Annotated in this window: 24 protein-coding genes; 11 read left to right on the forward strand and 13 right to left on the reverse strand. The window is 42.0% G+C overall.

Annotated features, from left to right (window positions below):
- Positions 1–24 precede the first annotated feature (24 nt).
- Genes AB4298_RS13605 through AB4298_RS13615 form a run of 3 tightly spaced genes read right to left on the reverse strand, consistent with a single transcriptional unit; the run spans position 25 to position 2,956 of the window.
- Positions 25–525 (reverse strand): GtrA family protein, encoded by a 501-nt coding sequence (locus AB4298_RS13605; protein WP_371987124.1) that lies wholly within the window; start codon positions 523–525, stop codon positions 25–27.
- Positions 510–1,901: an ArnT family glycosyltransferase gene (locus tag AB4298_RS13610; RefSeq protein WP_371987125.1), complete on the reverse strand. Its 1,392-nt coding sequence runs from the start codon at positions 1,899–1,901 to the stop codon at positions 510–512. Before AB4298_RS13610 ends, AB4298_RS13605 begins: the two co-directional genes overlap by 16 nt.
- Positions 1,901–2,956, reverse strand: a complete 1,056-nt coding sequence (locus AB4298_RS13615) for a glycosyltransferase family 2 protein (protein WP_371987127.1) — start codon at positions 2,954–2,956, stop codon at positions 1,901–1,903. The genes AB4298_RS13610 and AB4298_RS13615 overlap by 1 nt, the downstream gene beginning before the upstream one ends.
- A 129-nt stretch (positions 2,957–3,085) precedes the next feature.
- Here AB4298_RS13615 and AB4298_RS13620 point away from each other — a divergent pair, with 129 nt between their 5' ends.
- The 3 genes from AB4298_RS13620 (at position 3,086) to AB4298_RS13630 (ending at position 5,974) form a co-directional block, all read left to right on the forward strand.
- Positions 3,086–3,775, forward strand: coding sequence for a response regulator transcription factor (locus tag AB4298_RS13620; protein WP_371987128.1), 690 nt, complete (start codon positions 3,086–3,088; stop codon positions 3,773–3,775).
- On the forward strand, positions 3,769–5,115 hold the full coding sequence (locus AB4298_RS13625; RefSeq protein WP_371987129.1) for a sensor histidine kinase: 1,347 nt from the start codon (positions 3,769–3,771) through the stop codon (positions 5,113–5,115). The genes AB4298_RS13620 and AB4298_RS13625 overlap by 7 nt, the downstream gene beginning before the upstream one ends.
- A gap of 289 nt (positions 5,116–5,404) precedes the next feature.
- Positions 5,405–5,974 carry a GAF domain-containing protein gene (locus tag AB4298_RS13630; protein ID WP_248999132.1) on the forward strand — a complete coding sequence of 190 codons (570 nt, stop codon included), beginning with the start codon at positions 5,405–5,407 and terminating at the stop codon, positions 5,972–5,974.
- On the opposite strand, the gene AB4298_RS13635 is transcribed toward AB4298_RS13630, so the two are convergent.
- The gene (locus AB4298_RS13635; RefSeq protein WP_371987131.1) at positions 5,971–6,552 is read right to left on the reverse strand and encodes a lipase family alpha/beta hydrolase; all 582 of its coding nucleotides are present in this window, start codon (positions 6,550–6,552) and stop codon (positions 5,971–5,973) included. The two genes, AB4298_RS13630 and AB4298_RS13635, sit on opposite strands and share 4 nt — an antisense overlap.
- Before the next feature lie 227 nt (positions 6,553–6,779).
- On the opposite strand from AB4298_RS13635, the gene AB4298_RS13640 reads away from it, so the two are divergent.
- The 4 genes from AB4298_RS13640 (at position 6,780) to AB4298_RS13655 (ending at position 11,256) form a co-directional block, all read left to right on the forward strand.
- On the forward strand, positions 6,780–7,817 hold the full coding sequence (locus tag AB4298_RS13640; protein WP_248999130.1) for a class I SAM-dependent rRNA methyltransferase: 1,038 nt from the start codon (positions 6,780–6,782) through the stop codon (positions 7,815–7,817).
- A 360-nt stretch (positions 7,818–8,177) separates the two neighbouring features.
- Positions 8,178–9,347 (forward strand): MFS transporter, encoded by a 1,170-nt coding sequence (locus tag AB4298_RS13645; RefSeq protein WP_248999129.1) that lies wholly within the window; start codon positions 8,178–8,180, stop codon positions 9,345–9,347.
- A 228-nt stretch (positions 9,348–9,575) separates the two neighbouring features.
- Entirely contained in the window at positions 9,576–10,709 is a 1,134-nt protein-coding gene (gene rlmC / locus AB4298_RS13650; protein ID WP_371987132.1) for a 23S rRNA (uracil(747)-C(5))-methyltransferase RlmC, read from the forward strand.
- Positions 10,710–11,046: 337 nt separating this feature from the next.
- The gene (locus tag AB4298_RS13655) at positions 11,047–11,256 is read left to right on the forward strand and encodes a TOBE domain-containing protein (RefSeq protein WP_371987133.1); all 210 of its coding nucleotides are present in this window, start codon (positions 11,047–11,049) and stop codon (positions 11,254–11,256) included.
- A 75-nt stretch (positions 11,257–11,331) separates the two neighbouring features.
- On the opposite strand, the gene AB4298_RS13660 is transcribed toward AB4298_RS13655, so the two are convergent.
- The 3 genes from AB4298_RS13660 to AB4298_RS13670 all read right to left on the reverse strand — a co-directional run bounded on the left by AB4298_RS13660 (position 11,332) and on the right by AB4298_RS13670 (position 12,565).
- Complete coding sequence (locus tag AB4298_RS13660; protein ID WP_248999128.1) at positions 11,332–11,655, reverse strand: hypothetical protein; 324 nt, start codon at positions 11,653–11,655, stop codon at positions 11,332–11,334.
- Between the two features lie 104 nt (positions 11,656–11,759).
- On the reverse strand, positions 11,760–12,272 hold the full coding sequence (locus tag AB4298_RS13665; protein WP_248999168.1) for a NifB/NifX family molybdenum-iron cluster-binding protein: 513 nt from the start codon (positions 12,270–12,272) through the stop codon (positions 11,760–11,762).
- Between the two features lie 2 nt (positions 12,273–12,274).
- Positions 12,275–12,565 carry a DUF134 domain-containing protein gene (locus tag AB4298_RS13670; protein WP_248999127.1) on the reverse strand — a complete coding sequence of 97 codons (291 nt, stop codon included), beginning with the start codon at positions 12,563–12,565 and terminating at the stop codon, positions 12,275–12,277.
- Here AB4298_RS13670 and AB4298_RS13675 point away from each other — a divergent pair.
- Positions 12,564–12,743, forward strand: coding sequence for a hypothetical protein (locus AB4298_RS13675; protein WP_371987134.1), 180 nt, complete (start codon positions 12,564–12,566; stop codon positions 12,741–12,743). The two genes, AB4298_RS13670 and AB4298_RS13675, sit on opposite strands and share 2 nt — an antisense overlap.
- A 407-nt stretch (positions 12,744–13,150) precedes the next feature.
- Here the strand turns inward: AB4298_RS13675 and AB4298_RS13680 are convergent, their stop codons facing one another.
- The gene (locus AB4298_RS13680) at positions 13,151–13,942 is read right to left on the reverse strand and encodes an AraC family transcriptional regulator (protein ID WP_371987135.1); all 792 of its coding nucleotides are present in this window, start codon (positions 13,940–13,942) and stop codon (positions 13,151–13,153) included.
- Between the two features lie 130 nt (positions 13,943–14,072).
- Between AB4298_RS13680 and AB4298_RS13685 the strand changes: the two genes are divergently transcribed.
- On the forward strand, positions 14,073–15,194 hold the full coding sequence (locus AB4298_RS13685) for a multidrug effflux MFS transporter (protein WP_248999125.1): 1,122 nt from the start codon (positions 14,073–14,075) through the stop codon (positions 15,192–15,194).
- 251 nt (positions 15,195–15,445) lie between these two features.
- Positions 15,446–16,123, forward strand: a complete 678-nt coding sequence (locus AB4298_RS13690) for a YoaK family protein (RefSeq protein WP_248999124.1) — start codon at positions 15,446–15,448, stop codon at positions 16,121–16,123.
- A gap of 54 nt (positions 16,124–16,177) precedes the next feature.
- Here the strand turns inward: AB4298_RS13690 and AB4298_RS13695 are convergent, their stop codons facing one another.
- Positions 16,178–16,672, reverse strand: coding sequence for a peptidylprolyl isomerase (locus AB4298_RS13695; RefSeq protein ID WP_248999123.1), 495 nt, complete (start codon positions 16,670–16,672; stop codon positions 16,178–16,180).
- Between the two features lie 451 nt (positions 16,673–17,123).
- Here AB4298_RS13695 and AB4298_RS13700 point away from each other — a divergent pair, with 451 nt between their 5' ends.
- Positions 17,124–18,509, forward strand: coding sequence for an aminotransferase class V-fold PLP-dependent enzyme (locus AB4298_RS13700; protein ID WP_248999122.1), 1,386 nt, complete (start codon positions 17,124–17,126; stop codon positions 18,507–18,509).
- A 111-nt stretch (positions 18,510–18,620) separates the two neighbouring features.
- On the opposite strand, the gene AB4298_RS13705 is transcribed toward AB4298_RS13700, so the two are convergent.
- From AB4298_RS13705 to norV, 4 genes are all read right to left on the reverse strand, one after another.
- On the reverse strand, positions 18,621–20,969 hold the full coding sequence (locus AB4298_RS13705) for a putative bifunctional diguanylate cyclase/phosphodiesterase (RefSeq protein ID WP_371987136.1): 2,349 nt from the start codon (positions 20,967–20,969) through the stop codon (positions 18,621–18,623).
- Position 20,970: 1 nt separating this feature from the next.
- Positions 20,971–21,897 carry a transporter substrate-binding domain-containing protein gene (locus AB4298_RS13710; protein ID WP_248999120.1) on the reverse strand — a complete coding sequence of 309 codons (927 nt, stop codon included), beginning with the start codon at positions 21,895–21,897 and terminating at the stop codon, positions 20,971–20,973.
- A gap of 436 nt (positions 21,898–22,333) precedes the next feature.
- On the reverse strand, positions 22,334–23,500 hold the full coding sequence (gene norW / locus AB4298_RS13715; protein WP_371987137.1) for an NADH:flavorubredoxin reductase NorW: 1,167 nt from the start codon (positions 23,498–23,500) through the stop codon (positions 22,334–22,336).
- A 4-nt stretch (positions 23,501–23,504) separates the two neighbouring features.
- Complete coding sequence (gene norV, locus AB4298_RS13720; protein WP_371987138.1) at positions 23,505–24,986, reverse strand: anaerobic nitric oxide reductase flavorubredoxin; 1,482 nt, start codon at positions 24,984–24,986, stop codon at positions 23,505–23,507.
- Between the last annotated feature and the right edge of the window lie 297 nt (positions 24,987–25,283).

Consider the following 25,283-nt stretch of genomic DNA (forward strand, 5'->3'; position numbering starts at 1 on the left):
TCAAACAAAGCTTTTGAACATATTTTATATGGCGTGTTTATTAGAAAAGGTCCAATAATTGGCACCTAACCAATTCACTATCAATCCGGCTAATACTCCTAGTGCAAAGCCAAGGCTTGCTAATATAGGCTGATTAACAAGTTGCTCTTTAAGCAAATGATTAACGACGTAAAATACTGACAGATTCATTATAGCGGCAATACTCGCAACCACTAAAGACATACTAAATTGCTTTGCTTTAGCGCGGTGTTTACGGCCTTTAAAAGTCCAATGGCGATTCACATACCAAGACAACACTATCGCCGCAGCAAAAGCGAGCACTCTAGCCGACATCAATGTCAAAGGGGTTAAGCTAAGCAGTAAATAAAACACGCCTGCATCAAACACAAAGACGCCCGCCCCTACTGTTAAGAATCGAATTTCAGCAGTAAATTTATTCTTGAACTGCTGCAGAGAAAAACGCTTTAATGTTTTAGCCTTTAACTCACAAGCGCGCTTTTGAAAAATACCTAGTTGCGACGACACTTGAGCAAACCTCGATATTTGTTGTTAGCTAAAGCTTCGCAATCAGCAAACTCAGTTTTCACAAGCCTGTTATTGGCAACTAAATAAAAATCACTCGACTTCACTTCAGCTAAACTCTGAATCTTATCAGCCTGACCAGCACTATAAAATCGCGCTGAAAATGGCTGATGTTGCCAATAGTAAGTAGGTAACGACTCACTACGCTGCGCTAATAGCCAGCGCTCGCTTTTATCTTTGCCAGGGCCAAAATTCAACACAATAACGGTAGCTATTAACAATAGCGGTATGCTTAAAGCGATGGAATGTAACCCAGGTAACCGACTATTACGCCATGCAAAACCTAACAAAAGCGCAACCCCTGGGATCCCCGGTAACACGTAAGCAGGCAATATATTACCTGCAAAAGTAAACAGCACCATTGGTGCTATCATCCAACACACTAAGTAACTCGCTAAGCCTTTAGGCAGCTCCTCTATCGCTTCAACTTGTTTTGGTTCGTTAATTATCTTGTATAGGGCGCGAGGCAAAAACAACGACCAAGGCAAAGCCGCAATAACAAAATACCACCAAATAGTGCCCCTAACTTCATCATGGGCAGAGCCATACAAATCACCCTGCCAGCCACTATCAACAAATCTTGACCAATGCTCTCCAACAATAAAATAATTTATAAACCCTGGAGTTGCTCGTTCAGCAATGGCATACCAAGGCAATGCAATAGCTAACATTAATCCTACGCCGCCGAGTAATGGCACACGTTGCCATAATTGCCGCCACACTTTAATTGGACCGTACTGCCATAAAAGCCATAACCCAGAGCCTATACCAAATAACACCAAAGCAACCGGCCCTTTAGCTAACAGGCCTATCGCAAGGCCAACAAAACCCGCATACCCCCATGGTTTGTCGCCTTGCCAACATAAATAAAAACCGACCATGGCCAGAGTCAGGCCCAGCGTTAAAGCCATATCAGTCATTACTGCACCAGCACTAATAGTAAATACCACGGTCGAAGCCAAGATAATCAATATCGGTACAATCGGTAAACGTAAACGCTTCGCAAAATATCCAACACAAGCGAGCACCAAGACTGCCGCCAGCCAATGAGGGAAGCGCACCGCAAATTCATTGCTGCCAAATGCTAAAATAGAACTAGCACTCATCCATGTATGAAGTGGTGGCTTACCCCAAAACGGCACCCCATAATCAAACAATGGCGTAACCCAATTACCCGTTTCAACCATTAAACGCGCCATTTCTCCATAACGCGCCTCTGTGGTATCCATCAGCGGGTACCAAGGTAAAAGCAGTGCTCTAACCAATACTACGACTAACAGAACCACTAATCCTTTTGGTCTATTTACAGCTTGGAGCATTATTTCGCCCCCAAGTAACTAACATTACCTTGAGTCGCTCCAGCGAAATCAACCGTACTACTGGTTCGTTTTTGTACCTGAGCTAAAGATTCCCTATAGGCAACTTCTTCAATCAAATAGATTGGACGCTGTTTTACCTCGACAAAAACACGACCTAAATATTCGCCAATTAAACCTAAGGCTAGTAACTGAATGCCAGCCAACGCCAGTTGCACTACCATCAAGGAAGGGTAACCAGCAACACTGCCACCAAAAATGAGGGTGTTAGCAACAATCCAACCACCGTAAGCAAATGCGCTCATGGCCGTGATAACACCACACCAAGTCGCCAATCTTAAGGGTTTAAAGCTAAAGGAAGTGATACCGTCCATTGCTAAGCCAAATAGTTTGCCGTAGTTCCACTTAGTTTCACCAACAAAGCGTGGGTCCCTATCGAATTCAAGGGTTTTCTGTGAAAACCCCGGCCAGCTAAATAGACCTTTCATAAAGCGATTACGCTCTGGTAAGGCTTTAATACTGTCGACAACCTGACGGCTCATTAAACGAAAATCTCCCACGTTTTCAGGTACGGGAGAGTCAGATACCCAATTCATTAACTTATAAAAACAACTTGCGGAAAAACGTTTAAACCAAGTCTCACCTAAGCGCTTTTTACGCTTCATATTGACGATGTCGTAGCCTGCACGCCACTGTGCAAGCATATCTGGGATTAACTCTGGCGGATCTTGTAAATCAGCGTCCAACATAATAACGGCTAACCCTCGAGCATGCTCAAGCCCCGCAGACATAGCCGCTTCTTTACCAAAATTACGGCTGAGCTTGATGCATTGGTACTCATTATCAACCAGAGGCAACTGACTTACTTGCAGCCATGAGTCATCACTACTGCCATCATCAACAAACACAATTTCACAGCGCTCATCAAGCTGAGATAGCACTTTGGTTAGCCGCTCAATTAGTGGTTTAATCATCAGTGATTCATTGAATAACGGCACCACAACTGACAAGCAGATCTCTGTATGATTAGCGCTTTGACTGAACGAAGAATAAGGCATATGTTTGTCCCACTACGACTGAATTACAACTAGCATGCTCTTGCCGAAGTGAACAAAATGTCATTGACATTTTTTCCACAAAAAAAATGCTAAAATAATCCAATAAAATTGACTGGCGGTGCCGACGTAATGACAATTAAATTACTGATTATTGAAGATAACATCGATGTTGCTGGGATCCTTGGTGATTATTTTGAGGCCAAAGGTATGGAGCTCGATTTTGCCGATAATGGCGAACTAGGATTGTCACTGGCACAGGCATTTGATTTTGATGCCATCATTTTAGACTTAATGCTGCCAAAATTAGACGGCTTAAGCTTATGCAAAACCCTGCGCTCACTCGGCTGTAGTACGCCGATCTTAATGCTAACGGCTCTCGATAATAAAACCGACTTGCTAACGGGTTTTGATAGCGGCGCTGACGATTATCTTGGCAAACCCTTTGACTTAGATGTTGTAGACGCTCGCATTCAAGCACTGATAAAGCGCCATAGGGGTCAAGTCGCCCAAGGTACGCTAAAGTTTGGTGATATCGAAATTAATATCGCTAGGCATCAGGCATCAAGACAAAATATGCAACTAGCACTCACGCCAATCACTTATCAGATCTTGCTACTGTTAATTAAAAATGCCCCTAACATTGTTAAGCGCGAACACATTATTGACGAGATCTGGGGACAATCTCCACCAAGCAGCGATATTCTGCGCAGCCATATGTACCAATTACGTAATCAGCTCGATAAGCCTTTTAAGCAGCCAATGCTAGCAACGGTTCCAAAAGTTGGCTTTAGGCTTCAACTAGGAGAAGACCGTTGCTAAAGCGCTTAATAAGCAAACGCTCTTCCGTTTCGAGCCTGCCGCACAAACTACTTCTCTATTTTAGTATTATTGCGCTCATGATTGGCTTAACCATTTATATTATCACGCTAAGCTTAATGCAGTGGATTGAAGATGAAGTTAACAAGCACGAGCTCGAGGCAAGTGCTCCCTTTGCAATCAGTCTGTTTCAGCAAGGAGCAAGGCAGCCGCTGCAAATAGGTCTGCACGTCCAAGCTTTTTACTCCCATGAACTTATCCCAGAAAAATATGGCGACTTAACCAAGTTTCCAGTGGGTTTTTCTGGCGAAGTCGTTGATCGTGGTTCAAGTGGTATGTTGCACGAAATCGTCAGCTTTAAACTATTTGAAGATGACTCTTTAAATGAACAAAAAGAGATCTTTTTATACCGTAAAGAGTTTGAACTTGATGGCAATAAGGAGTCGTTATACCTAATTATGCCAGCGGAAAATGTTGAGCTAAGCGATCAAGAGTGGCAATCAATTAATCTATTTGTATTGAGCTTTATTGGCTTACTATTTCTGTTATTTGGTTTTGCGATTAACAAACTTAGCCGCCGTCTCGTTGAGCCCGTTTTACAACTCGGAAAACAGTTACAAACGCCAAATGAACACAAAATTTTTAACGTGCCTCCTCAATCTGCAGCAGAGTTTAGCGCTCTAGCCAACAGTCTTAATGACTATCGCCAGCAAAATGAACGTATGATAAAGCAAGAGCAAGCCTTCGCCCGTTACGCTAGCCACGAGTTACGTACCCCCATTACCGTTATTAGCGGCGCAGCTAAGCTGCAAGAACAAAACGATAGTGCTGAATTTCAAGCTCGACAACGTGACAGAATTCAACGTGCCGCCCATGAAATGCAGCACACAGTCGATGCATTACTCAGCATAGTAAAGCAGGAGAAAGGCACTGATAGCCAAGAGTTTAGAACCTTATCGAAAAGTGAGCTTGAACAAACTACTACGCCGCTGTCTTTACTGGCGCAGTCTAAAAAAATCAAACTTATAGTTAACTTTAACCAAGCTCCGGTTATCAAGCCTAGCCCCGCGGTATTAAGAATGCTGTTGAGTAACATCATTACTAACGCCATCAATGCCAGCGACTCAGGCGAAATCGTTGTCAATGTTGAGCAAAGCCAAATATCGATAACCGATAAAGGCCGTGGGCTCAATTCGTCCGAAAACAGTAATGATAATGGCCACGGCTTAGGGCTTTTAATCGTCGATAGCTTATGCCAGCGCTACCAATGGCAGTTTAGCCTGACAGATATTGAGCCGCGGGGATGTTGTGCACTCCTAACCTTTCCCGCTGAGAAGCTTTAACTATTATGTTTTGGCCACTCTAAGGCTAAAACTGCTCATGGGATTGGCCTTACTCAAGATAACTAAAACTATGCTTCATTCTGGCTATTTTTCGTTATCTTGCACCATTAAAGAGAACACCTGCTAACAACAAGACAGCTAAAATTGTATAAAATATTGATTCAATTAAGCTTAACCAAGTATTTTCAATTGAAAGTTAGCGTTAATAACAAAAACCTATTAAGTTTTAAGAAATCAGGGAGTGTTCATTTGCAGCTTTAGGCAAGAGAAACAAGATAAGGAAGCCACAATGGATAACATAGACACTGGAAATATTAATATCCAAGACGATATTGGCCAAAGTTGGCAAGAGATCGTCAACCTCATATCTGAAATATCAGCGATCCCAGCAACATTAATCATGCGCCTGCATAAGCAAGAGCTTGAAGTTTTTACCCGTTGCCATTGCCCAAATAACCCTTACACCGCAAAAGAGCGTGAGCTGTTAGGGTTCGGCTTATACTGTGAGGCAGTGATCAACGGTAAAAAAGAGCTCATCATCAACAATGCACTTAGTGATCCGCAATGGTGTAATAACCCCGACATTAAGCTTGGAATGGTGGCGTATTTCGGTATGCCTTTGCATTGGCCCAATGGCGATATATTTGGCACCATCTGTATGCTAGATAATCAGCCGCAGCAATTTGATAATCCAACTAAACAACTACTAAGGCGATTCCACAACATCATAGAAACTGACCTCAATAAAGTCTATCAGCAAGCTCAGCTAGTTAGCGAAAACAAAGAGTTGTTACAACGACTTGATGATGCTAAGTCAGAGTTTAAAAAGCTACAACAACAGCTGAATCAGAATGTTTAAACAGCTAAATCTAATCTATGGCTAATTTCGTTTGCGATACGACGACTAAATATTATCGATAAATGTAGGAAAACCATAAAACGCTGATTTTCGGCAATCTGCCATACTGAGCTAGAACTCGGCACAATAGTAAAATCAAAAGGAGTCCAAAAAGAATACAGTTTTACCTTGTCTAAAACGGCTTCTGATTGGGCAAGTTCAAGCAGAAACTCACTATTAGGTCTTAATTGTCTAACGCCTTTTGAGGGATAAGGTAAGTAAGCCCAATAACTTCCGTTATGCGGTGCAGACAAACTAAAAAATTGGCTCACCCGCTCAGCACCACCTAAGTATTGTAAATAGTAACGGCCAACAATGCCGCCCATGCTAAAACCCACCAATACAATATCATCGTCAGCTCCAAATTCTGCATCAATCTGCTCACGCAAACTTTTGGCCGCAACCTCAATACCATGACGACCATCGAAAGGAGCGACTGTGGGTGAAAAACATTGATGGCCCGCTCGTTGCAGTCGCCTTTTCAATATGCCCATGACATGGCCTGTGTTAAATATGCCATGAACTAACACCACTTTCATACGCCTGCTCCCTCAGATAATCTTTTAATTAACAATACACAGCTTTAGTCTTCCCCCCAATGATTATTGCCTGCAAAGCAAATCATTTATGCTCCGGCTCACCAAAACAGAGGCTAACAGGGTTCGCATAGACAGACTGTTTGCAGTAAGAATGAAGGTATTTATTTAGCCTTTTTTGCTATCATTAGCCCGTCACCTCTGACAATCTTTCAAATGAGCCCATATTTATGTCGACCTTACCATCGAACCCAACTGCTTTAGCTGTTTCAGAAGCATTAAGCCAAGCTATTGCCAAGCGTGCAGAGTTTCTGCAACAAGCAAAAATACAGCAAACAGATTGCTACCGTATATTCCATGGCACTGTTGAAGGCTGCAATGGGCTCAATATAGATCGTTACGGAAATGCTTGGCTTATCCAAAGCTTTCACCAATCGTTAACTGAAACAGAATTAAAAGATATCACTGAGCAACTAAATCAACTTGCCGAACTACCAGTGATCTATAACGACCGCTCAGACAAAAACTCACGAGTCCTCAATCAGCTTACTGAAGAGTTACAAGCCTTTGCGACTAGCGAGCAGTTGATGCAGGAGAATGGCATTAACTTCACCAGTAAACTGCGCCATGAAGGTCAAGACCCACTATTATTTTTAGATATGCGCATTGGCCGTGAATATGTAGCAGCTAATAGCCAAGGCAAAAGCGTACTCAATCTGTTCTCTTATACTTGTGGTATTGGTACTGCTGCAGCGGTTGGCGGTGCAACGCGTGTGGTGAATGTCGATTTTTCTTCGTTTGCTTTAGCAGCTGGGCGTAAGAATGCCGCACTTAACCAAGCAGAGAATATCTGTGAGTTTATTCAAAGTGACGCTTTCCCAGCCTTGCGGCAATTGGCAGGACTAAAAGTTGGCGGCCGTCGTAACCAAAAGCTACCGGCTTATCCAAAACTAGCAGCAACCCAGTTTGATATGGTGTTTCTAGACCCACCAAGATATGCCAAGAGCCCATTTGGTATTGTCGACTTAATTAACGACTATCAAAGCCTATTTAAGCCCGCGTTATTAACCACAAAAGCTGGCGGCACTATTGTTTGCTGTAATAACGTAGCTAAAGTCGATCGCGATGAATGGTTTAACAGTTTAGTGCGTTGTGTTGAAAAGCAAGGTCGTGAGGTGACTCAGCACACCTGGTTAGATTGCCACGATGATTTCCCATCATTTGACGGTAACCATCCGCTAAAGATTGTAGCGCTACAGCTTAGCTAATAGCTTCTTATATATGGTTAAAAATGCATAAGACAAACATGCATTTTTAACCATCTATTAACCCATACCAAACCAAGCAACCATAATAAGCATTAACAAACAAATAAAATCAGAAGCTACCAGCGCTAACCCCCTTTCCAGAAAACCCTATAAAAAACACTAAAAACAAATAAAAATAAGCAAAGAAGAATAAAAGTTTTAAGCATTAAAATCAGCAAGATAAAAACAAAAAATTCTAAAAAATAGATTTTTATTTCTGCGTACATAAATTAAGCTTTACTTTCTATATTAAAAGCATAAAATCCGCCTCCTCAAGTTAACACTCAAACTTTAATAAGTATCAATCTATAGGAGATAAAGGTGGACATTTCTGCCTGCAAACCACACAAAAACAGTACGTTCGTACCTGTAGCTGGTTTATCGTTTTTTGCAATTGCATCAGGCTTTTTAATGAGTCTAATTCCATTGTCATTGGCATCATTTGGCATGGATAGTTCATTAGTAGCATGGTTAGCTAGCATCTTCTATTTAGGCATTTTAGTTGGTACCACCTGTATTCAATCAATTGTGACCAGAGTTGGTCACCGATTCTCTTTGATGCTGTTTTTAGGCATGCTAGCCCTGACGATTGTGGCAATGCTTGCTGTACCAACAGCCACGGTCTGGCTTATTGCCCGTTTTATGGCAGGCTTTGCGGTTGCAGGTGTATTCGTTGTGGTTGAGTCATGGCTTCTCATGGCTGACAACGCTAAGCAAAGAGCGAAACGTTTAGGCCTATACATGACGTCGCTTTATGGTGGCAGTGCATTAGGCCAATTAGCTATTGGCCCGTTGGGTGTTGACGGTAATGGCCCATTTTACTGGGTAATTGGCTTGTTAATGTTAGCCATTTTACCACCATTATTAGTGAAGAAAGGTCAGCCGGAAGCATTAGCACACCAAAAGATTAGCTTAAAAGAAGTTAAGAAGATTAGCTTACCAGCTGTGATTGGCTGCCTTGTGTCAGGTATGTTACTGGGCCCCATTTATGGCCTAATGCCGAGCTATATTAATGGACAATTTGCCAGTAATGAGCGTACAGCATTTTTAATGGCGATTATTATTCTAGGCGGTATGCTAGTGCAGCCTTTAGTGAGCTATTTATCGACTCGCATTAGCAAAAGCTTACTTATGGCACTATTTTGCTTGTTAGGCACAATTGGTATCGTGGGTATTGCTGATGGTACTTCTGTACCTTTTGTAACGACTTGCTATTTCTTATTAGGTGCGAGTTGCTTTGCGCTTTATCCTATTGCCATTACTCTGGCTTGCGAGACCATGGCACTAGAGAAGATTGTAGCCGCTACAGAGCTTATGCTACTTAGCTATAGCGTTGGATCCGTATTTGGCCCGGTGATAGCAGAGCATAGCAGTACATCTGCACATTCTCTTATCACCTACTTAGCAGTAGTATTAACCACAACATCGATTTATATGTTGATTAAAAGCCTACAAAATACTCGTAGCGGCCACACTCCTGCTATTGGCTAATCAATTCAATAGATAACCCACACCGTAAAAGCGCAGCATTAGCTGCGCTTTTAGTTTTTACACCGCAAATCAATAGCCATAACTTTTAGGGGCGATTTTTTATAAAAAAACCACTAAAATATACCAAGGTGATTTGCTTTAACGCCAATCAGCACCACTTCTAAAATAATAAGTTAGTAGAAATGGTCGCCAACAATTATCCAGCCAACGCTTTAGAGAACCCAATTCGTGAAATGTGCCTACTTTGATCAGCAGCAGTGTCTTTCTTGTCGTCATATCCAGCAACCCATGCCTGAACAAGTCGATACCAAGTCACAAGTATTAACCCAACTGCTTAGTGAATTCAGCGTTGAGCAATGGCATTCGCCGGTTTTTGGCCCTAATAGCGGCTTTAGAAACAAAGCAAAAATGGTAGTACTTGGTGCAGCACATCAACCGACTTTAGGCATAGTATCGCCCACTGGTGAGCCAGTAAGCTTATGTGATTGCCAGCTATACCCAGCTGATATGCAGCAACTATTGCATCGATTAGAATTGTTTGTACGTCAAGCTGGTATCCCGCCATACAATGTCGAGAAGGCTAAAGGTGAGCTTAAATTTATCCTGTTAACCCGCAGTCAGGTTAAAGGGGAATATCTATTACGCTTTGTACTCAAGTCGCATAAGTCGATTGAACGTATCGAGCGTGAGTTACCACAGTTGCTGAGTGAGTACCCAAAAATCAAAGTAGTGTCGGTCAACATCCAGCCCGTGCATATGGCAATTCTAGAAGGTGAAGAAGAGTTGTTCTTAAGTGAAGAAACACGCTTATCAGAGCAGTTTAACGATGTGCCACTGTTTATTCGCCCCAAGAGCTTCTTTCAAACTCACCCAGAGATCGCAGCTAAACTTTACCAAACGGCTCGCGAATGGGTGGCTGAGCTAAAGCCAAGCTCCTTATGGGATCTTTTCTGTGGTGTGGGTGGTTTTGGCCTTCATTGTGCATCTAAATCCATTCCATTAACTGGAATAGAAATTTCAAGCGAAGCAATTGCCTGCGCTAAGATCTCGGCAGAGGCTATGGGGCTGACTCAGGTTGATTTTACTGCGCTTGATTCGACGGGATTTGCCCAAGGCTGTGACGCAACCAATAAACCAGATGTAGTGATTGTTAATCCACCTCGTCGCGGCATAGGCAAAGAGCTTTGTGAGTCGCTAGCAGCATTTGCCCCTAAAGCCATTTTGTATTCAAGCTGTAACCCATACACATTGGCTAAAGATTTAGCTAATATTCAGGGCTATCGAATCCAAAAAGTACAGCTATTTGATATGTTCCCGCATACCGATCATTTTGAAGTGTTAGTGATGCTAATTAAACAATAACTGGCCATTCGTAATCATCAATCCTACAGGCTTACTTCAACTTTGAAGCTAAGCCTAAGTACCAATTTAGCCCCCTCCGTAGCAACCTAACTTAACTCCACGCGATTCATCTGCTCACATACTGCTCAATAAGCTTAAAATTCAGTATCATTAACACCTTTTAAATTAGTAACATATGAATAACCAGTCATTAAATTGCGATTAAAGTCACAAAAACATAGTCTTGGGATAAGCAAATGTGATCACAACCAAAATAATGCGACACATTGTCCTTCAGTAGATATCATTATATAAATAAGCCAATTATAATAATGACTTAACTATTAAGGATATACTTATGAAAATCAGCGCACGCAACACTCTAAACGGTACTATCAAGTCAATCGACGAAGGTTCAGTAAACAACGAAGTTGTTATCGAACTAGCATCTGGTGTTGAAATCACTTCTGTTGTAACTAAAAAATCTTGCGAGCAACTAGGTCTAGTTGTTGGTGGTCAAGCTTACGCGATCATCAAAGCAAGCAACGTTATGGTTGCTGTAGACTAAGCATATGCTTAATAAAAAAGCCGCAAACACTTAAGTGCTTGCGGCTTTTTTGTTTTCATATGTCGAGGTAAAGGTTCAACCCTTAACTAAGAACATAACCGAACCAATAATAACCAAAGATACGCCTAACAGGATAAGGTACTTAACCCGCGTTGCATGCTTGTAAGCAATCAGGCCTGCGTATTGGATATCAATGTTCTCAGAGTTCTCGAAGCCTCTGTTCAAGGTCCAAGCAAATAAACTCATTCGTTCAAAAGGTAGTGTTAAACGTCCTCTTTGCCTAGCTAGCACTTCCCATTGTGCTCTATCATGTTGTTTTAGCGTATTATTAAGCTTTGGCAGCCCCATAAAGGCTAAACCTAAAAGTATCAATCCAGCTCCCATTGCTAATACTGCCACGACGTCCTCCGTTGACGTTTTTTTATACACTCATGTACTAACATGAAATATTTAGCAAAAAATGTAAAGCCTCACCCTCAATTATAAAGCTTAAGCTAGTCCGCTTACTTAAGGCTTCTAAACCCTGCATATTGTATTGGTGCATCATTCGATAATGCTTGCTGAGGTACATGCAGTAACCTCGGCTCTAATACACTCGATGTTTGCTTTTTACCGCTGCAGCCACAGCCGCCACTAGAGCCACCGCAACATCCCCCCTTTTTCTCATGATTAATTGATCTACGGCCTTGGCTAGCGTCAACTAAACGACAACTTAAATCTTTCGCATTTGTCATTAACTCAGCAATAGTTAAAGAGTTATCAGCCTGACTAACACTCACTCCGGCATCAAGTAATTTACCTAGCATACGCTCACCAATAAACTGCACGATTACGATGTTAGCATTATGCTCAGTGATCAGGTTTAGCATGGCTTTTTTTGCGCTACAGCCACCATCCTGTGCAGGATTGGCTACTCGGCTGATTAATTGCTGATGCTCATCATAAAAAGCAATTTCAGGCGCCTTGGTAAAGTGAGTCGCCAAACGGTCACGGCTCATAGGGATAGCAATAATCATCATCATTCCTTATTCATATTTTGAGGTAGTAAAAGTGCCTGGCCTTGCGTCACCGCAGTGGCCACTTTTTTACGGGCGCTCGCTAATAAGTAACCAAAAGTTTGTCTTGAAATCCCCATCGATGCCGCTGCATCTAACTGACTCATTTTTTTTACATCACCTAAATTTAACGCTTCAAATTCATCCGCATCTAACTGGATCTTTTCTAACAGATGAGATGGAATGCCATTAGGTTTGAATAAGCTGCACGGCACACAGCTGGATAAATGGCGACACTTTTTAGGTCTAGACATGTTAATAGCCCTTAGTTACTTAATGGTGTATCAACAAGCATTTGCAACGATTAGGCTGCTAGCAAGTTATTGGCTTACGCCAATAACTACCATTATTAAGTATGCTCAACGGGTAAACTGGGAGAAAAATCACACTGAAAAATATTCGCAAAGCCTAAATAATCGCCAACTACAGTAATAGCAATCTGTATAAATATGGTTTGCTCATAGGGGGTATACCAATCAGTATAAGAATTTGATCTACTCAGAGCGGTTTTTGGCAAACTAATTCAAGACGAATAGCTGCAATAATGGTTATTCCCTTATCAAGCTATTCAACGTAGAAGTAGGCAGCTAAAAACGCTCCAGAATGGCGAGTTTTAGAGATTCTGATGCTGTGTTAACGAGCTTGAACGTAGAGCAACTATGCTCTTCACTCGTTGCCTTGCCTCAAAACCGCTAAACTCTCGCTGAGTGACTAAATGTTTATACTGATTGGTATTAATAGCAAGACGATTATCCTGAGGTCAGATAAATCTCTATATAGCAGAAAAGACGCTTATAAAGCATAAAGAAGCATTAATTGAATTCTGCTGGATACAAATCTTACAAACGTACTTTGAAATACTGGCTAGGTGTATTACCGATATGCTGCTTAAAAAAACTAATAAAAGCGCTGTCACTGGCAAAACCTAATGAAAATGCCACTGCAGATACACTTGCCCCTTCAGCTAGCCGCTCTATTGCTGCATGTATGCGCCACTGTTGCCGCCAAGCTTGATAGCTCATACCGGTTTGTTGACTAAAAATCCGCGAAATTGTCTTGTCGCTAGCGCCGATTTCACCAACTATTTTGTTAAGTTGCTCCGCTTGATATTTGCCGCTTCGCAGACCTTGCAGCCAAGCTTGTAAACGCTTATCGCTAGGAATTGGCAATGATAACTTTAACTCTTCAGCGAGCTTAAGCTCTTCAATGAATAGTGCCACCAATGCAGTTTGTTGCTCGCTCGGCATATCCCAAGCCCACATTGCCATTCGCTCTATCAAGGCACCAAGTAACGAATTAACTCCGAGAATCTTAACTGAACTAGGTAAATCATTGAAAAATTGAATATCAAAGTAAATTGAACGGTAAGCCACTACATTGCGCATTTTAGCGCAGTGCTCGACTCCAGCAGGGATCCATGCAGCCTTTGTCGGAGGCAACACGCACTCGCGTTTACCAAACTTAGTGTCACTTAAGGTGATCGACATGCATCCACGCGGTGCATACAACAGCTGTGCTTTTTGATGGGTATGCATTCCCGAATCATGCTGCCCGACATCTGCAGCAATACCAAGCACATTTACCTCTATGCTATCAGCATCAAATCTTGCGTCATGCTCAATTATTGCCATTAACTAGTTTGTCCGATTTCAGCTGTTTTTAGTCTTTATTATTGTAATAGACAGCAAGCTAAATCACTACACTCTCTCCCGCACCATCAACCGCATCACTGTTTCCAGCAATAAATATAATGGAATAACCATGAAAAACAGACCTGAGATCTGGCTAATCACCAGCCTAATGATGTTTCCACAAATCGTGGAGACCGTATACAGCCCTGTACTACCTAACATAGCTAAAGCTTTTGATGTTAGCCCACATGCGGCCTCACAAACGCTATCAATTTACTTTATTGCATTTGCGCTAGGTGTCATCGTTTGGGGCCGCCTAGCCGATGTTATGGGCCGCAGACCTGCAATGTTACTTGGCCTGTTGAGTTACGCTCTAGGCTCAATTATTGCGATACAGAGCACTGCATTTGAATACCTGCTACTGGCACGCAGTTTAAGCGCATTTGGCGCAGCCGTAGGCTCAATTGTCACTCAAACTATGCTGCGCGACAGCTTTCAGGGGCGAGAGCTCAGTAAAGTCTTCTCAATTATGGGCATGGGAATAGGCGTTAGCCCGGCCTTGGGACTACTCTTAGGCAGTATTCTCGCCAGTGAGTCTGGCCATAAGGGTGTATTTTTGGCACTCGGGGCGCTTGCGGCTACCTTAATAACCTTATGCATTTGGCGACTACCAGAAACCCAGACCACAAGCCAAAAAGCGACAGCGATAAAACCTTTAGCACTAAGAATGTGCCGAGATATTATGCTTTGGCGCGACGCTGTTTTGGTTGCGAGCTTTAACTTAATGCTATTTGGCTATTACTCACTCGCACCTTTTGTATTCAGCCAGCTAGGATTGAGCCAGAAACAGTTTGGCGCGAGCGGGATCATACTCGCAACTGGCGTATTAATGGGAAGTGTCTGTAATAAGTATTTACTCAGCAGGAACTGGCAAATTGAAACCTTGATTTCTTTAGCTGGTATTACAGCACTTGTGGGGGCTATAGGCGTATATCTAACTCAATCTAGCTTACTATTCTTGCTGCCAATGAGCTTAATAGTATTCGGGTTTGGTATCGCTATTCCCAATATTTTAAGTCAAGCGCTACTTAACTATAAAGAAGCGGCAGGTACTGCAGGCGCGCTATTTGGATTAACTTACTATCTGTTACTGGGAGCTGGCTTAGCCTTAGCTGCAATCAGTCATAACCTCGCCTTACTCTTATTGATTAGTGCACTAGTTTGCACTGTGCTTGGTCTCAAAAAGCGATAAACCTATTCTACTGGATATGACTCGTTGCGGCTAACCTTGCCAGTGGCTATGCAGATAAACAACATCGCAGTACTTTTGCGATCAACATGGCATTTTAGTATGTTGAACAAAGGCAAAATATACCGCTTAAGCCAAATGCATTCAGCAAGCGGTTTAAGCTTCCAAATTACCCATAACTCAATGGCTCAATAGATGACCAACTTTACGTCTTCTAAGACGTACTATCTATTGGGCACAACTAAGGCTTTACAGTGATCTCTAAACTTCCAAAATGGGTAGAATACGGGGCTTTCATTCTGGCTTTCACTGCCGGTAGTGTTAATGCGATTGGACTACTCGGATTTGAGCATCAATCTGTTTCTCATCTATCAGGAACAGCCACCCTTGTGGGGACTCAATTATTAAGCTCGTCGCCAACTGCACTGTTTCATCTGCTGGGTATTTTAATTAGCTTTATGTTTGGCGCGACACTTTCAGGGGCATTCTTGTCGGGGAGTAGCGTTAAGCTTGGCCGCCATTACGACACCTTATTGTTAATTGAAGCAGGCTTTCTGCTAGTGGCAATATATCTTCTGCAAGATGGGACTTATTACGGGCATTACATGGCCTCTGCGGCTTGCGGACTGCAAAATGCCTTAGCAACCACCTATAGTGGTGCAATTGTTCGCACCACACACGTTACCGGCATATTTACAGATTTAGGCATCATGCTCGGTGGCACTTTTAAAGGTGAAAAATTTGATAAGCGTAAAGCCATACTATTTTTGCTTATCATTGCAGGTTTTATCTCTGGCGGTGCCTTAGGCGCTGTTCTTTTTGCCAAATTGGCATTTTTCGCGCTATTAGCACCTGCGGCTATTTGTATCGCGCTCGCCATGAGCTATCGCTTCTACAAAATCCACACACGCCAAAAAGAAAGCCTAAAATGAGTGATTTGGTATATAGATAAGTGATTTGATCACTTATCTATTTTGGCTACTGCATTATAAATTAATCGTCACTTTCTCAATCACGATAGCCTCTCTTGGCACATCATCATGATCGCCTTGAGATGCTGTTTTAGCACGGCCAATTTTAGTCACCACATCCATACCGCTAGTCACTTGGCCAAATACAGCATAACCCCAACCAGCATTAGTTGTTGCTGTATGATCTAAAAAACTATTATCAGCCAAGTTGATAAAGAACTGACCCGTCGCAGAATGCGGCGCATCAGTGCGTGCCATAGCAATACTGCCACGCACATTCTTAAGGCCACGATTGGCTTCGTTAACAATCGCTGCTCGTGTCGGCTTCTCTTCCATCTCAGCTGTAAAACCACCGCCTTGGATCATAAAACCTTTAATCACGCGGTGAAAAATAGTGCCTTCAAAAAAACCATCTTGGCAGTACTTCAGAAAATTCTTGGCACTAACTGGCGCCTTATCAAAATCCAGTGTGATCTCAATGTCACCTAGATTAGTGGTAAATATAATCATGGCCGAATAACCCTTATCAAAATTTATCGCGAAGGTACCACCTTTAGCCGCTGTTGACTGTAAAAATCAGTGTCCGAGGCTAAATCAATCTGAGCAGGTCATTCAACTTTACCCGGCCTCACGACTCTCTGTTCATATTCAGTCTAGTTGAGTTGAGCTAATAAACGCCAATATTCAGTCAGCAGGCGAACAAGCGCCTAAAATTCGCAATATAACTGAATATGACAGCTGTTAATCAACAAAAAACCAACTGATAACAAATATCGTCAAATAAATGACTTAACCATTGATTTTAAAGTTTTTATGTCACTACGCACAATAAACTTATGAGCTATTAGTCACGTTATATGGCTTCTTTAGCTTATAAAATAAGTTATAGAACAGGCTTTTATCAACAAAGAAACAAAAACAACAACTTTGACTATTTTTAGTCTTAATTAGAGAACGAACCATGACCAATCAACACAATAACAATTTACAAAATAACGATCGTCGCCGCTTTCTAAAAACTACTACAGGTCTTGCTATTACAGCTGCTGGTGCCAGCCTATTACCAGCCAGTGCCCAGGCGGGTAATGCCGAGTTTACTGAAGCTTTTCACGGTAATCATTCTGATCATGGCTTTTGGAATAAAGTGCGTAAAGAGTTTGTATTAAACAAGCGCACCACCTATATGAATATCGGTACCTCTGGTAGCATGCCAAAAAGAGTACTTAAAGAATATAATAAAGCTAATGAGCAAATTTCTATCAACCCTTGGAACAGCAACGTTCCAACATTAGATTATGCTAGACAAATAGCACCAAGCTTTGGTGCTGACGAACACGAATTAGTCTTGTCACGCAACACTACTGATGGTGTTTGTACCATTATTAATGGCCTACAGTTTGAATACGGCGATGTCATCTTAACAACCAACCACGAGCACCCAGCGATCACCGTGCCGTTAAAGCATGTTGCCGAACGTTATGGTGCAGAAGTCATAGAGTTAACTCTTCCTGTTTATACACCTGATAATGAAGTCTGTGCTGATGATTTTGTAAAAGTGTTCAACGATGCGGTAAACCTCTATGGTAATCGTGTACGTTTAATCGCTTTCTCACATGTAACTTACACAACCGGCACCACATTACCTGCTAAGAAAATTTGTAAGAAAGTCGCGATTCCAAACGGTATTGTGACCTTAATTGATGGTGCCCATACCCCAGGTATGTTCAATTTAGACTTCCACGATATCGACTGTGACTTTTACTCTGGTGCGGGTCATAAATGGCAGTGTGGTCCAGGAGCAACTGGCTTCTTATATGTTCGAGACAACGCCAGCCGTTTATATGAATTTTGGAGTGACAGAGCAACTCCGCTTTGGTTTATCAATAGTTCTTCTTCAGCTACAGCCATACAGTCTAGACTGCAATCTGTTGGCCAAGATAACTACCCTGCAAAACGTGCATTAGCAGATGCTTGTACCCTGTGGGATGAGATTGGTCGTGATGCTATTGAAGAACGTATTCTTGACTTAAGCGCTCTATGTAAGCGTGAACTGGCTAAAAAGTTCCCTAATGCAATGATCTTTGCCCCTAATGTTCGTCAGCTTTCTAGTGGTCTAACAACCTTTAATCCATTTGAAGATCTACATGATATTGAACTACTTACCCAGTTCCGTGACCGTTTGCATGAAGAGTACGGTTATATTGTAAGAACCACCTCTTTCAAGATTGACCCAAATGATATGTTTAAGACCTACACGCTACGTATCTCAACTCACTTATTCCATGACCATGATGACGTAAAGGGCTTAGTGAAGGCAATGAAACAGCTTTATCGCGAGATGAAGTAAGCACACAAGCTAAATACTACCTGACTTAATAGGTGAGTTACCGCTAGATATAGCGCTAACTCACAAAAAAGGCCGCTCGTGAGCGGCCTTTTTATTAGTCTTTAAAATACGTCACACTTGCTGCTGAACGTTAGCGGAAAGTTTGCTCTGTTCATCAAGTAATAACTGAGTAAACTCTGCTGCGGGGATAGGTCTACTGAATAGGTATCCTTGGCCATATTCACAGTTATGTTGCTGCAAGAAATTTGCTTGCTGCTCATCTTCAATACCTTCAGCCACTACAGCTAGTTTTAACGATTTTGCCATTGCTAAAATTGCCGATACCAATGATTCATCAGACGAACTAGTGGTCATTTTATTAATAAAAGCCCGATCGATTTTAAGCTTGGTAAATGGAAATTTTTGCAAATAACTTAATGCTGAATACCCAGTACCAAAATCATCAATTGAAAGCCCAACCCCAAGCTGTTTAAGGTACGACAACATCTTCATCAAACTATGGCCTTGATCAATAAGCAAGCTTTCAGTCACTTCCATATCGAGCTTATTCGCGGGTAAGCCTGTTTCTTGCAATACATCTACAATCTTTGCTTGTAGCTGCTCACAATAACGGAACTGTACGCTCGAGAAGTTAATCGCAATCGTGATCGGGCAAATAGCTTGCCAGCCGGCAGCTTTACTACATGCCTCAGACAATACCATGCCGCCAAGCTTGTGGATCAAGCCATTTTTCTCAGCCAACGGAATAAAGTCTTCAGGTGATACAAAGCCGAGTTCACTGTCATTCCAACGCATTAACGCCTCTGCAGCAACAATCTTACGAGTGCTTAAATCCAAAATGGGTTGATAGTAAATCTCAATATCGCCTTGCTGAATCGCTTGATGTAAGCGCATGTTAAGCATTAGATTTCGCTGCACATCTAAGTTCATGCTGGCATCATAAAAACTAAAGCCATTACGCCCCATATCTTTAACTCGATACAGTGCCGTATCAGCTCTTTTCAGTAGTGTCGCGGCAGTATTTCCATCTTTAGGGTAAGTCGACATACCAATGCTAGTCGAAACAAAAAACTCTTGTTGCTCAATATGAAACGGCTTTTCAAATATCGATAAAATACTGCTCGCAACCAACTTTGCCGCATCTTGGTGTTTAATATCCGGCACAATCACTAAAAACTCATCACCACCTAAACGCGCGACAGTGTCTGTACTGCGTACCGATTGAAGCAAACGTGCACTGGTTTGCTTCAATAACTCATCACCAGCGTGATGGCCAATAGTGTCGTTAATCTGCTTAAAGTTATCGAGATCGATAAATAGCAATAATATTTGAGTCTTTCGGGCATGAGCGGTGCAAATGGCTCGCTCTAAACTTGTCATACCATAGTTTCGGTTTGCAAGATTGGTCAGCTCATCGTGGCTCGCTTGGTAAGCAAGTTTGCTCTCTGAGTTTTTCCGTTTAGAGATCTCTTCATGTAGTAACGTGTTTTGTTTGGCTAACTTTTGCTGTTGCTCCGATGACAATTCAACTTGAGTCTGCAGCACTAAATTAGTGTTATTCACTCGCATTAAATAGATCAGACCTAAAAAGACAGGTAAAGCTAAGAGTGAAATGGCAGCAATAAACCAACCTGACGTAAAAATGTCTTCTTCACTCACCGGCTCAAACCAGCTTTCAAGTATAAACGGCGTGGACTTTACGTCCTTGTTGAAATAGATAATCCCAGGACTATTGGCCGAGTATTTAGATCCTTGCTGCTGAATGTTGGTTCCACAGTCGGTCAAAGAGTTCCATACCAAGACATTTCCTGCTGGAGAGACCAAGGTTAAACAACTGCCACTATCAGCATGCTCCTGAGTCGATAACATACCGATAATCAGCTCAGTATTTAGGCTCGCAACCAAAATTGCCACAGGTTTATTCTGATGGTAAATCGTCTGCAGTAACAAGATCTGTAAGCCGTCTGCCGTATCAACCAAATGCACCTTATGGCTAACTTGCTCCATAAGCTTGAATGGCAGTTTACTAATATCAAATTCCGATTCAGATTCAGAGTCCGCAATAACAGTACCGCCAAGCCCTACAATCGTGACCCGAGAGTAAATAAACTGGCTATCCATTTTATTTGATTGAGTAAACTGCTCTATCGTTCTGCTAAGGCTGAACAAGCTTGAACTCAAACCATACTGCATCGACATGCCTGCAGCTAAGTTGGAGAAGTAAGTATTAACGTCGCGCTTTTCACTTAAGTTAGCGATGTTTTTTTCACTAGCATCGAAGAAAAAACTAAGGTTTTCAACGTAATTACTCACTCTTAAATTAAGTGCACTATTTTGTGACTCCTTTAAACGGCTTTGTCCCAAATTGGTTACCGTTAGAATGAGGATCAGATAGCCACTCAATAAAATACCGGCGATGATAATCGCCGTTTTACTATTAAACCATTTAAAGTGTTTCATGTTACTTATGAGTATCAGCTACCGCTTGATCAAAATAATCTTGGTAATAATGGAATACTGTTGGGTAGTACTTTTTAACCAATTTTCGGTAACTACCATCAGCACGGATCTGTTTAAGATATTGATTAAATGCTTCTCTGAGCTCAGGAGAGTCTTTACGGAAACCCATTGCCATTCTTTGCTCTTCAGAAATTGGGCCAATAATCTTAATAGAATTAGGCCACTTATCGATGGCAATGAGCGAGTCGGCTACATCCAGCAATGTCGCTTCCGCATCGATACTCAATAGAAAAGGCACCATTTCATTAAGTTGTAACTCTTTAGTCGGCAAAATAACATTGGCTTCAGTGGCGTATAAGTTATAAAGATCGGGATCCAAACAAGATTGTTTCATCGCCAGAATATCGCGCTCCTTGAGCAAACTTCTCACCATGGTGATGTCGTCAAAAATTGAACCGCTAGGTTTTATAGGGTTAAGTTCTGAAGTAGTGCGTGCCACTAGCCACACAGCCGATGGAAAATAATCATCTGAAAAGTCGACTATCTCTCGGCGCCAATCGAGTACAGTTAAGCCATTAGCAATAACGTCGCCAACGATAGGTTGTTCTGGGCTATAGACCACTTTATTATTAACAAACTGGCCATTGCGACCGGTTAACTTGCCAAATACAGTCGCCCACTGAGCAGGAACAAATTGATATTCCACACCTAGATGCTTGGCAAAGTTTTGCATCAATTCAATATCAAGACCGCTATGGTTTACTTTATTACCCTCTTCAAATTGAGAAACAAAGTTTGCATAGGGTACGCCTAAATGACGAAGTACGCCTTCAGCTTTAATCTCGGCTAAATCTCTTGCTAAAACTTGCAGGCTAGATAAGCCTAAAACTAACATTACGACTAACTGAATGATGAATCTTGATTGCATTTGAAACACCTTCATAAAAGCCTGACGACTTAAGGATCGTTTAGGTAAAATTTGAGTTCACGGAGTATACCTATAGTCGATGTAAAATTCGCGACATAGGCAGCAATTTTAGCAATCGCGATGGCATTTATTTACTTATCACGACAAAGTATAAAATTAGCATATTAAAACAAGCACATAAACACTATTTGACAACTAATTAATTACAACTAAATAGCGTAAATTACTGTCAAATAAATGGCTAGTGTCAGTAAAAAATATCGGCTAAAAAAGACAATAAAAAAACCAGCAGAGCTGGCTTTTTTTATTGTTCTATAATGACTGATTAACACTTGCCTAATTCGACCATTTTTACGCTATCGAGTAAAATACTTGTCGCTATCTCACCACTATTTATAGCAAAACGAAACCACTGTGCCGATTGTCTCTTTCAATCCTAGGCTGCCGCTTTGCCTAAACGCTTAAGCAAGCCAAAAGCCTTATTCATATGCTGCTCTACTACCACAAAACCTTGTAATTGCTCATCAGTATCAAAAGCTTGCACACACGTCCCGTAAGCATCGATATCGAGTTGCCAGCGGTTCGCCAGCAGCCTTGTTTGGCCAGCCATTTGAATCGGATAATGCGGTGTTTTTACCTTGATCAACATATTTGGCAAAACCACTGCTGTTGTTTGGCCTAACACAGTCTTAGCCAGTGCATTGGCACATAATAAAGCAGGCTGCAGATAAGCCATCACCTTGCCATCTATCTGCGCACAATCTCCCAGAGCATATACATCAACCGTGGAGGTTTGAAGTTGCTTATCAACCACAATCCCCTGCTCAATTCGTAATCCAGCTTGCTTGGCTAATTGAGTATTGGGTTGCAATCCTGCTGCTGAAATTACGCTATCAACCGTAAACAACTCACCATTTGCTAACTCAACTTGCAACGATTGTTCATTCGAACTCGACTCTATGCTACTGACTGTATTATTAAGTGCGATATGCACACCTAACTGTTGCATTTTTTTGCTCAGCTGAGTGGCTACGTATTCTGGAAGCAAATTAGCCATCAATTGCTCGCAGGGATCGACTGTGATCACTTGCTTACCCGCTGTTGCGAGATCCATAGATAACTCGGTGCCGATCAAACCGCCACCTATCACCAACACACGCTTAGCCAACGCCAACTCTTGTTCAGCAGCTTGATACTCTTGCAAGCTATTGAGCGTCACAATGCGATCTATAGCCTTACCAGACATTGGCGGCACAAAGGCCTTAGCTCCGGTGGCAATAACTAGCTTTGCGTATGAGTACGCCTCACCTGCAACCTTGATCTTATGTTGATCTGGATTAATCGAGTCCACATAGCTATTCGCGTGCAACTCAAAGTTAAGCTCCCGCGCCATCTCTACACCAGATGCTCTCACCAGATCGCTCGCCAGTTGCTGTTTAGACACCACATGGCTTAAATCGGGCTTATTGTAATCATCACCATTATCCGCAGTAAAAACCTGGATCTTTACCGTTTGATCGCTGCGGCGAATAGCCTTAATAAGCTGATAGGCGGCAAAGCCACTGCCAATGATAACGATTGGCGCATCAAGTTGTTCGCTCATCACATTAGGCTCCAGCTATTGGTTGAAACACTTCTTTACCAATGCCGCATTCAGGACAAAGAAAGTCTTCAGCCACATCAGACCAAGTAGTACCTGGGGCGACATCTTGATTCGGCTCACCAATAGCGGGGTCATAAACCCAATTACAGACGGTACATAGCATCTTTTGACTATCAACAACCGCAGTGCTTACATCGCTTTGAGCTGCAGGTGTAAACGACTCAACACTGCTATCTGCAGCAGCTATTTCACGATTAACTATGTTTTGCTTTAACGGTTCAGACAGATCTTTCAGAGCCCACTGCTTAGCAACATGTTGACCATACTCGCGGCATTCGCGCATAGCTTTGCCATCTGGACGCCACTTAGTTTTCATCCCATAAGTTGTTTCAAAGCCAGCATCGGTTAAGCGAGTATGAATGCGATCGACCGCGCCGCCATTCCAGCCAAAGCTACCAAAAGCTGCCGCTTTCTTATTCTTAAAGCGCAGACCGGTGATCTCTTCTAGCATGCCAGCCACTTTAGGCATCATCACATTGTTCATAGTCGATGAGCCGACTAAGATCCCTTTCGATCTAAAGATACTAGCAAGAATGTCATTCTTATCTTGGCGCGATACGTTAAAGACTTTCACTGCAACTGCTGGATCGACATCATGGATCCCCTGAGCAATCGCATCTGCCATCATACGGGTGTTATTCGACATCGAATCATAAAATAGCGTAATGCGCTCTTCTTGGTAATCATTAGCCCACTCAAGATATTGGTGGATGATCTGCGTTGGATTATCACGCCATACAATACCGTGTGACGTTGCGATCATATCAACCGGAACATTAAAGCTAAGTACTTCATGGATCTTAGCGGTCACCAAGGCACTAAAAGGCGTTAAAATATTCGAGTAGTAGCGCAGACATTGATCCATCAATTCAGTTTGATCGACTTCATCGTTAAATAGGCGTTCATCGCAATAATGCTGACCAAAGGCGTCGTTGCTATACAGTACAGCGTCACCAGTCTGATAAGTCATCATGCTATCTGGCCAATGCAGCATAGGCGCTTCGATAAAGATCAATTGCTTGCCGTTACCAATGTCTAAAGTGTCACCGGTTTTTACCACATTGAAGTTCCATTCAGGGTGATGGTGGTGACCAACGATCGAATCAACTGCATTTTCAGTGCAATAGATTGGGGTATTAGGGATCTTAGCCATTAGCGCAACTAAAGCGCCTGAATGATCTTCTTCGGCATGGTTTATGACGATGTAATCGATCTCATTAAGGTCGATCTCCATCTCAAGGTTTTGGATAAACTGCTGACTAAAACGATGATCAACTGTATCGATCAATACCGTCTTTTGCTCACGAATAAGGTAACTGTTGTAGCTCGTCCCTTTGGTCATCTTATATTCGGTACCATGGAAGTCCTGTACTTCCCAGTCGCGTTGTCCTACCCAATGAATGTTGTTTTTGACATGGATTGTCATATTGCCACCTATTACTAAAATTCAAATAGTGCATTAACACTAAACCTGAAGCAGTAATTGCACTGAACATGCCAATATTTTATTTTATTGATTTTAAAGAATTTAGTATAAACCAACTCAATTTACCAGTGTCTTTTTGATAAAAACTTAAGATGTCAAAATGATAGTCAATTGTCGATATGACACCACCGATAACATATTGCATTGAACTCTTATAGTTAAGATCTACAAACTTAAAGCTGCAAAATTTCAGGCTGCAATAGCTGCAATAGCTGCAATATATGTAGCCTAAGCCAT

The sequence above is a fragment of the Shewanella sp. 10N.261.52.F9 genome, from assembly GCF_041471165.1.
In the GTDB taxonomy this organism is placed as follows: Bacteria; Pseudomonadota; Gammaproteobacteria; order Enterobacterales; family Shewanellaceae; genus Shewanella; species Shewanella marinintestina.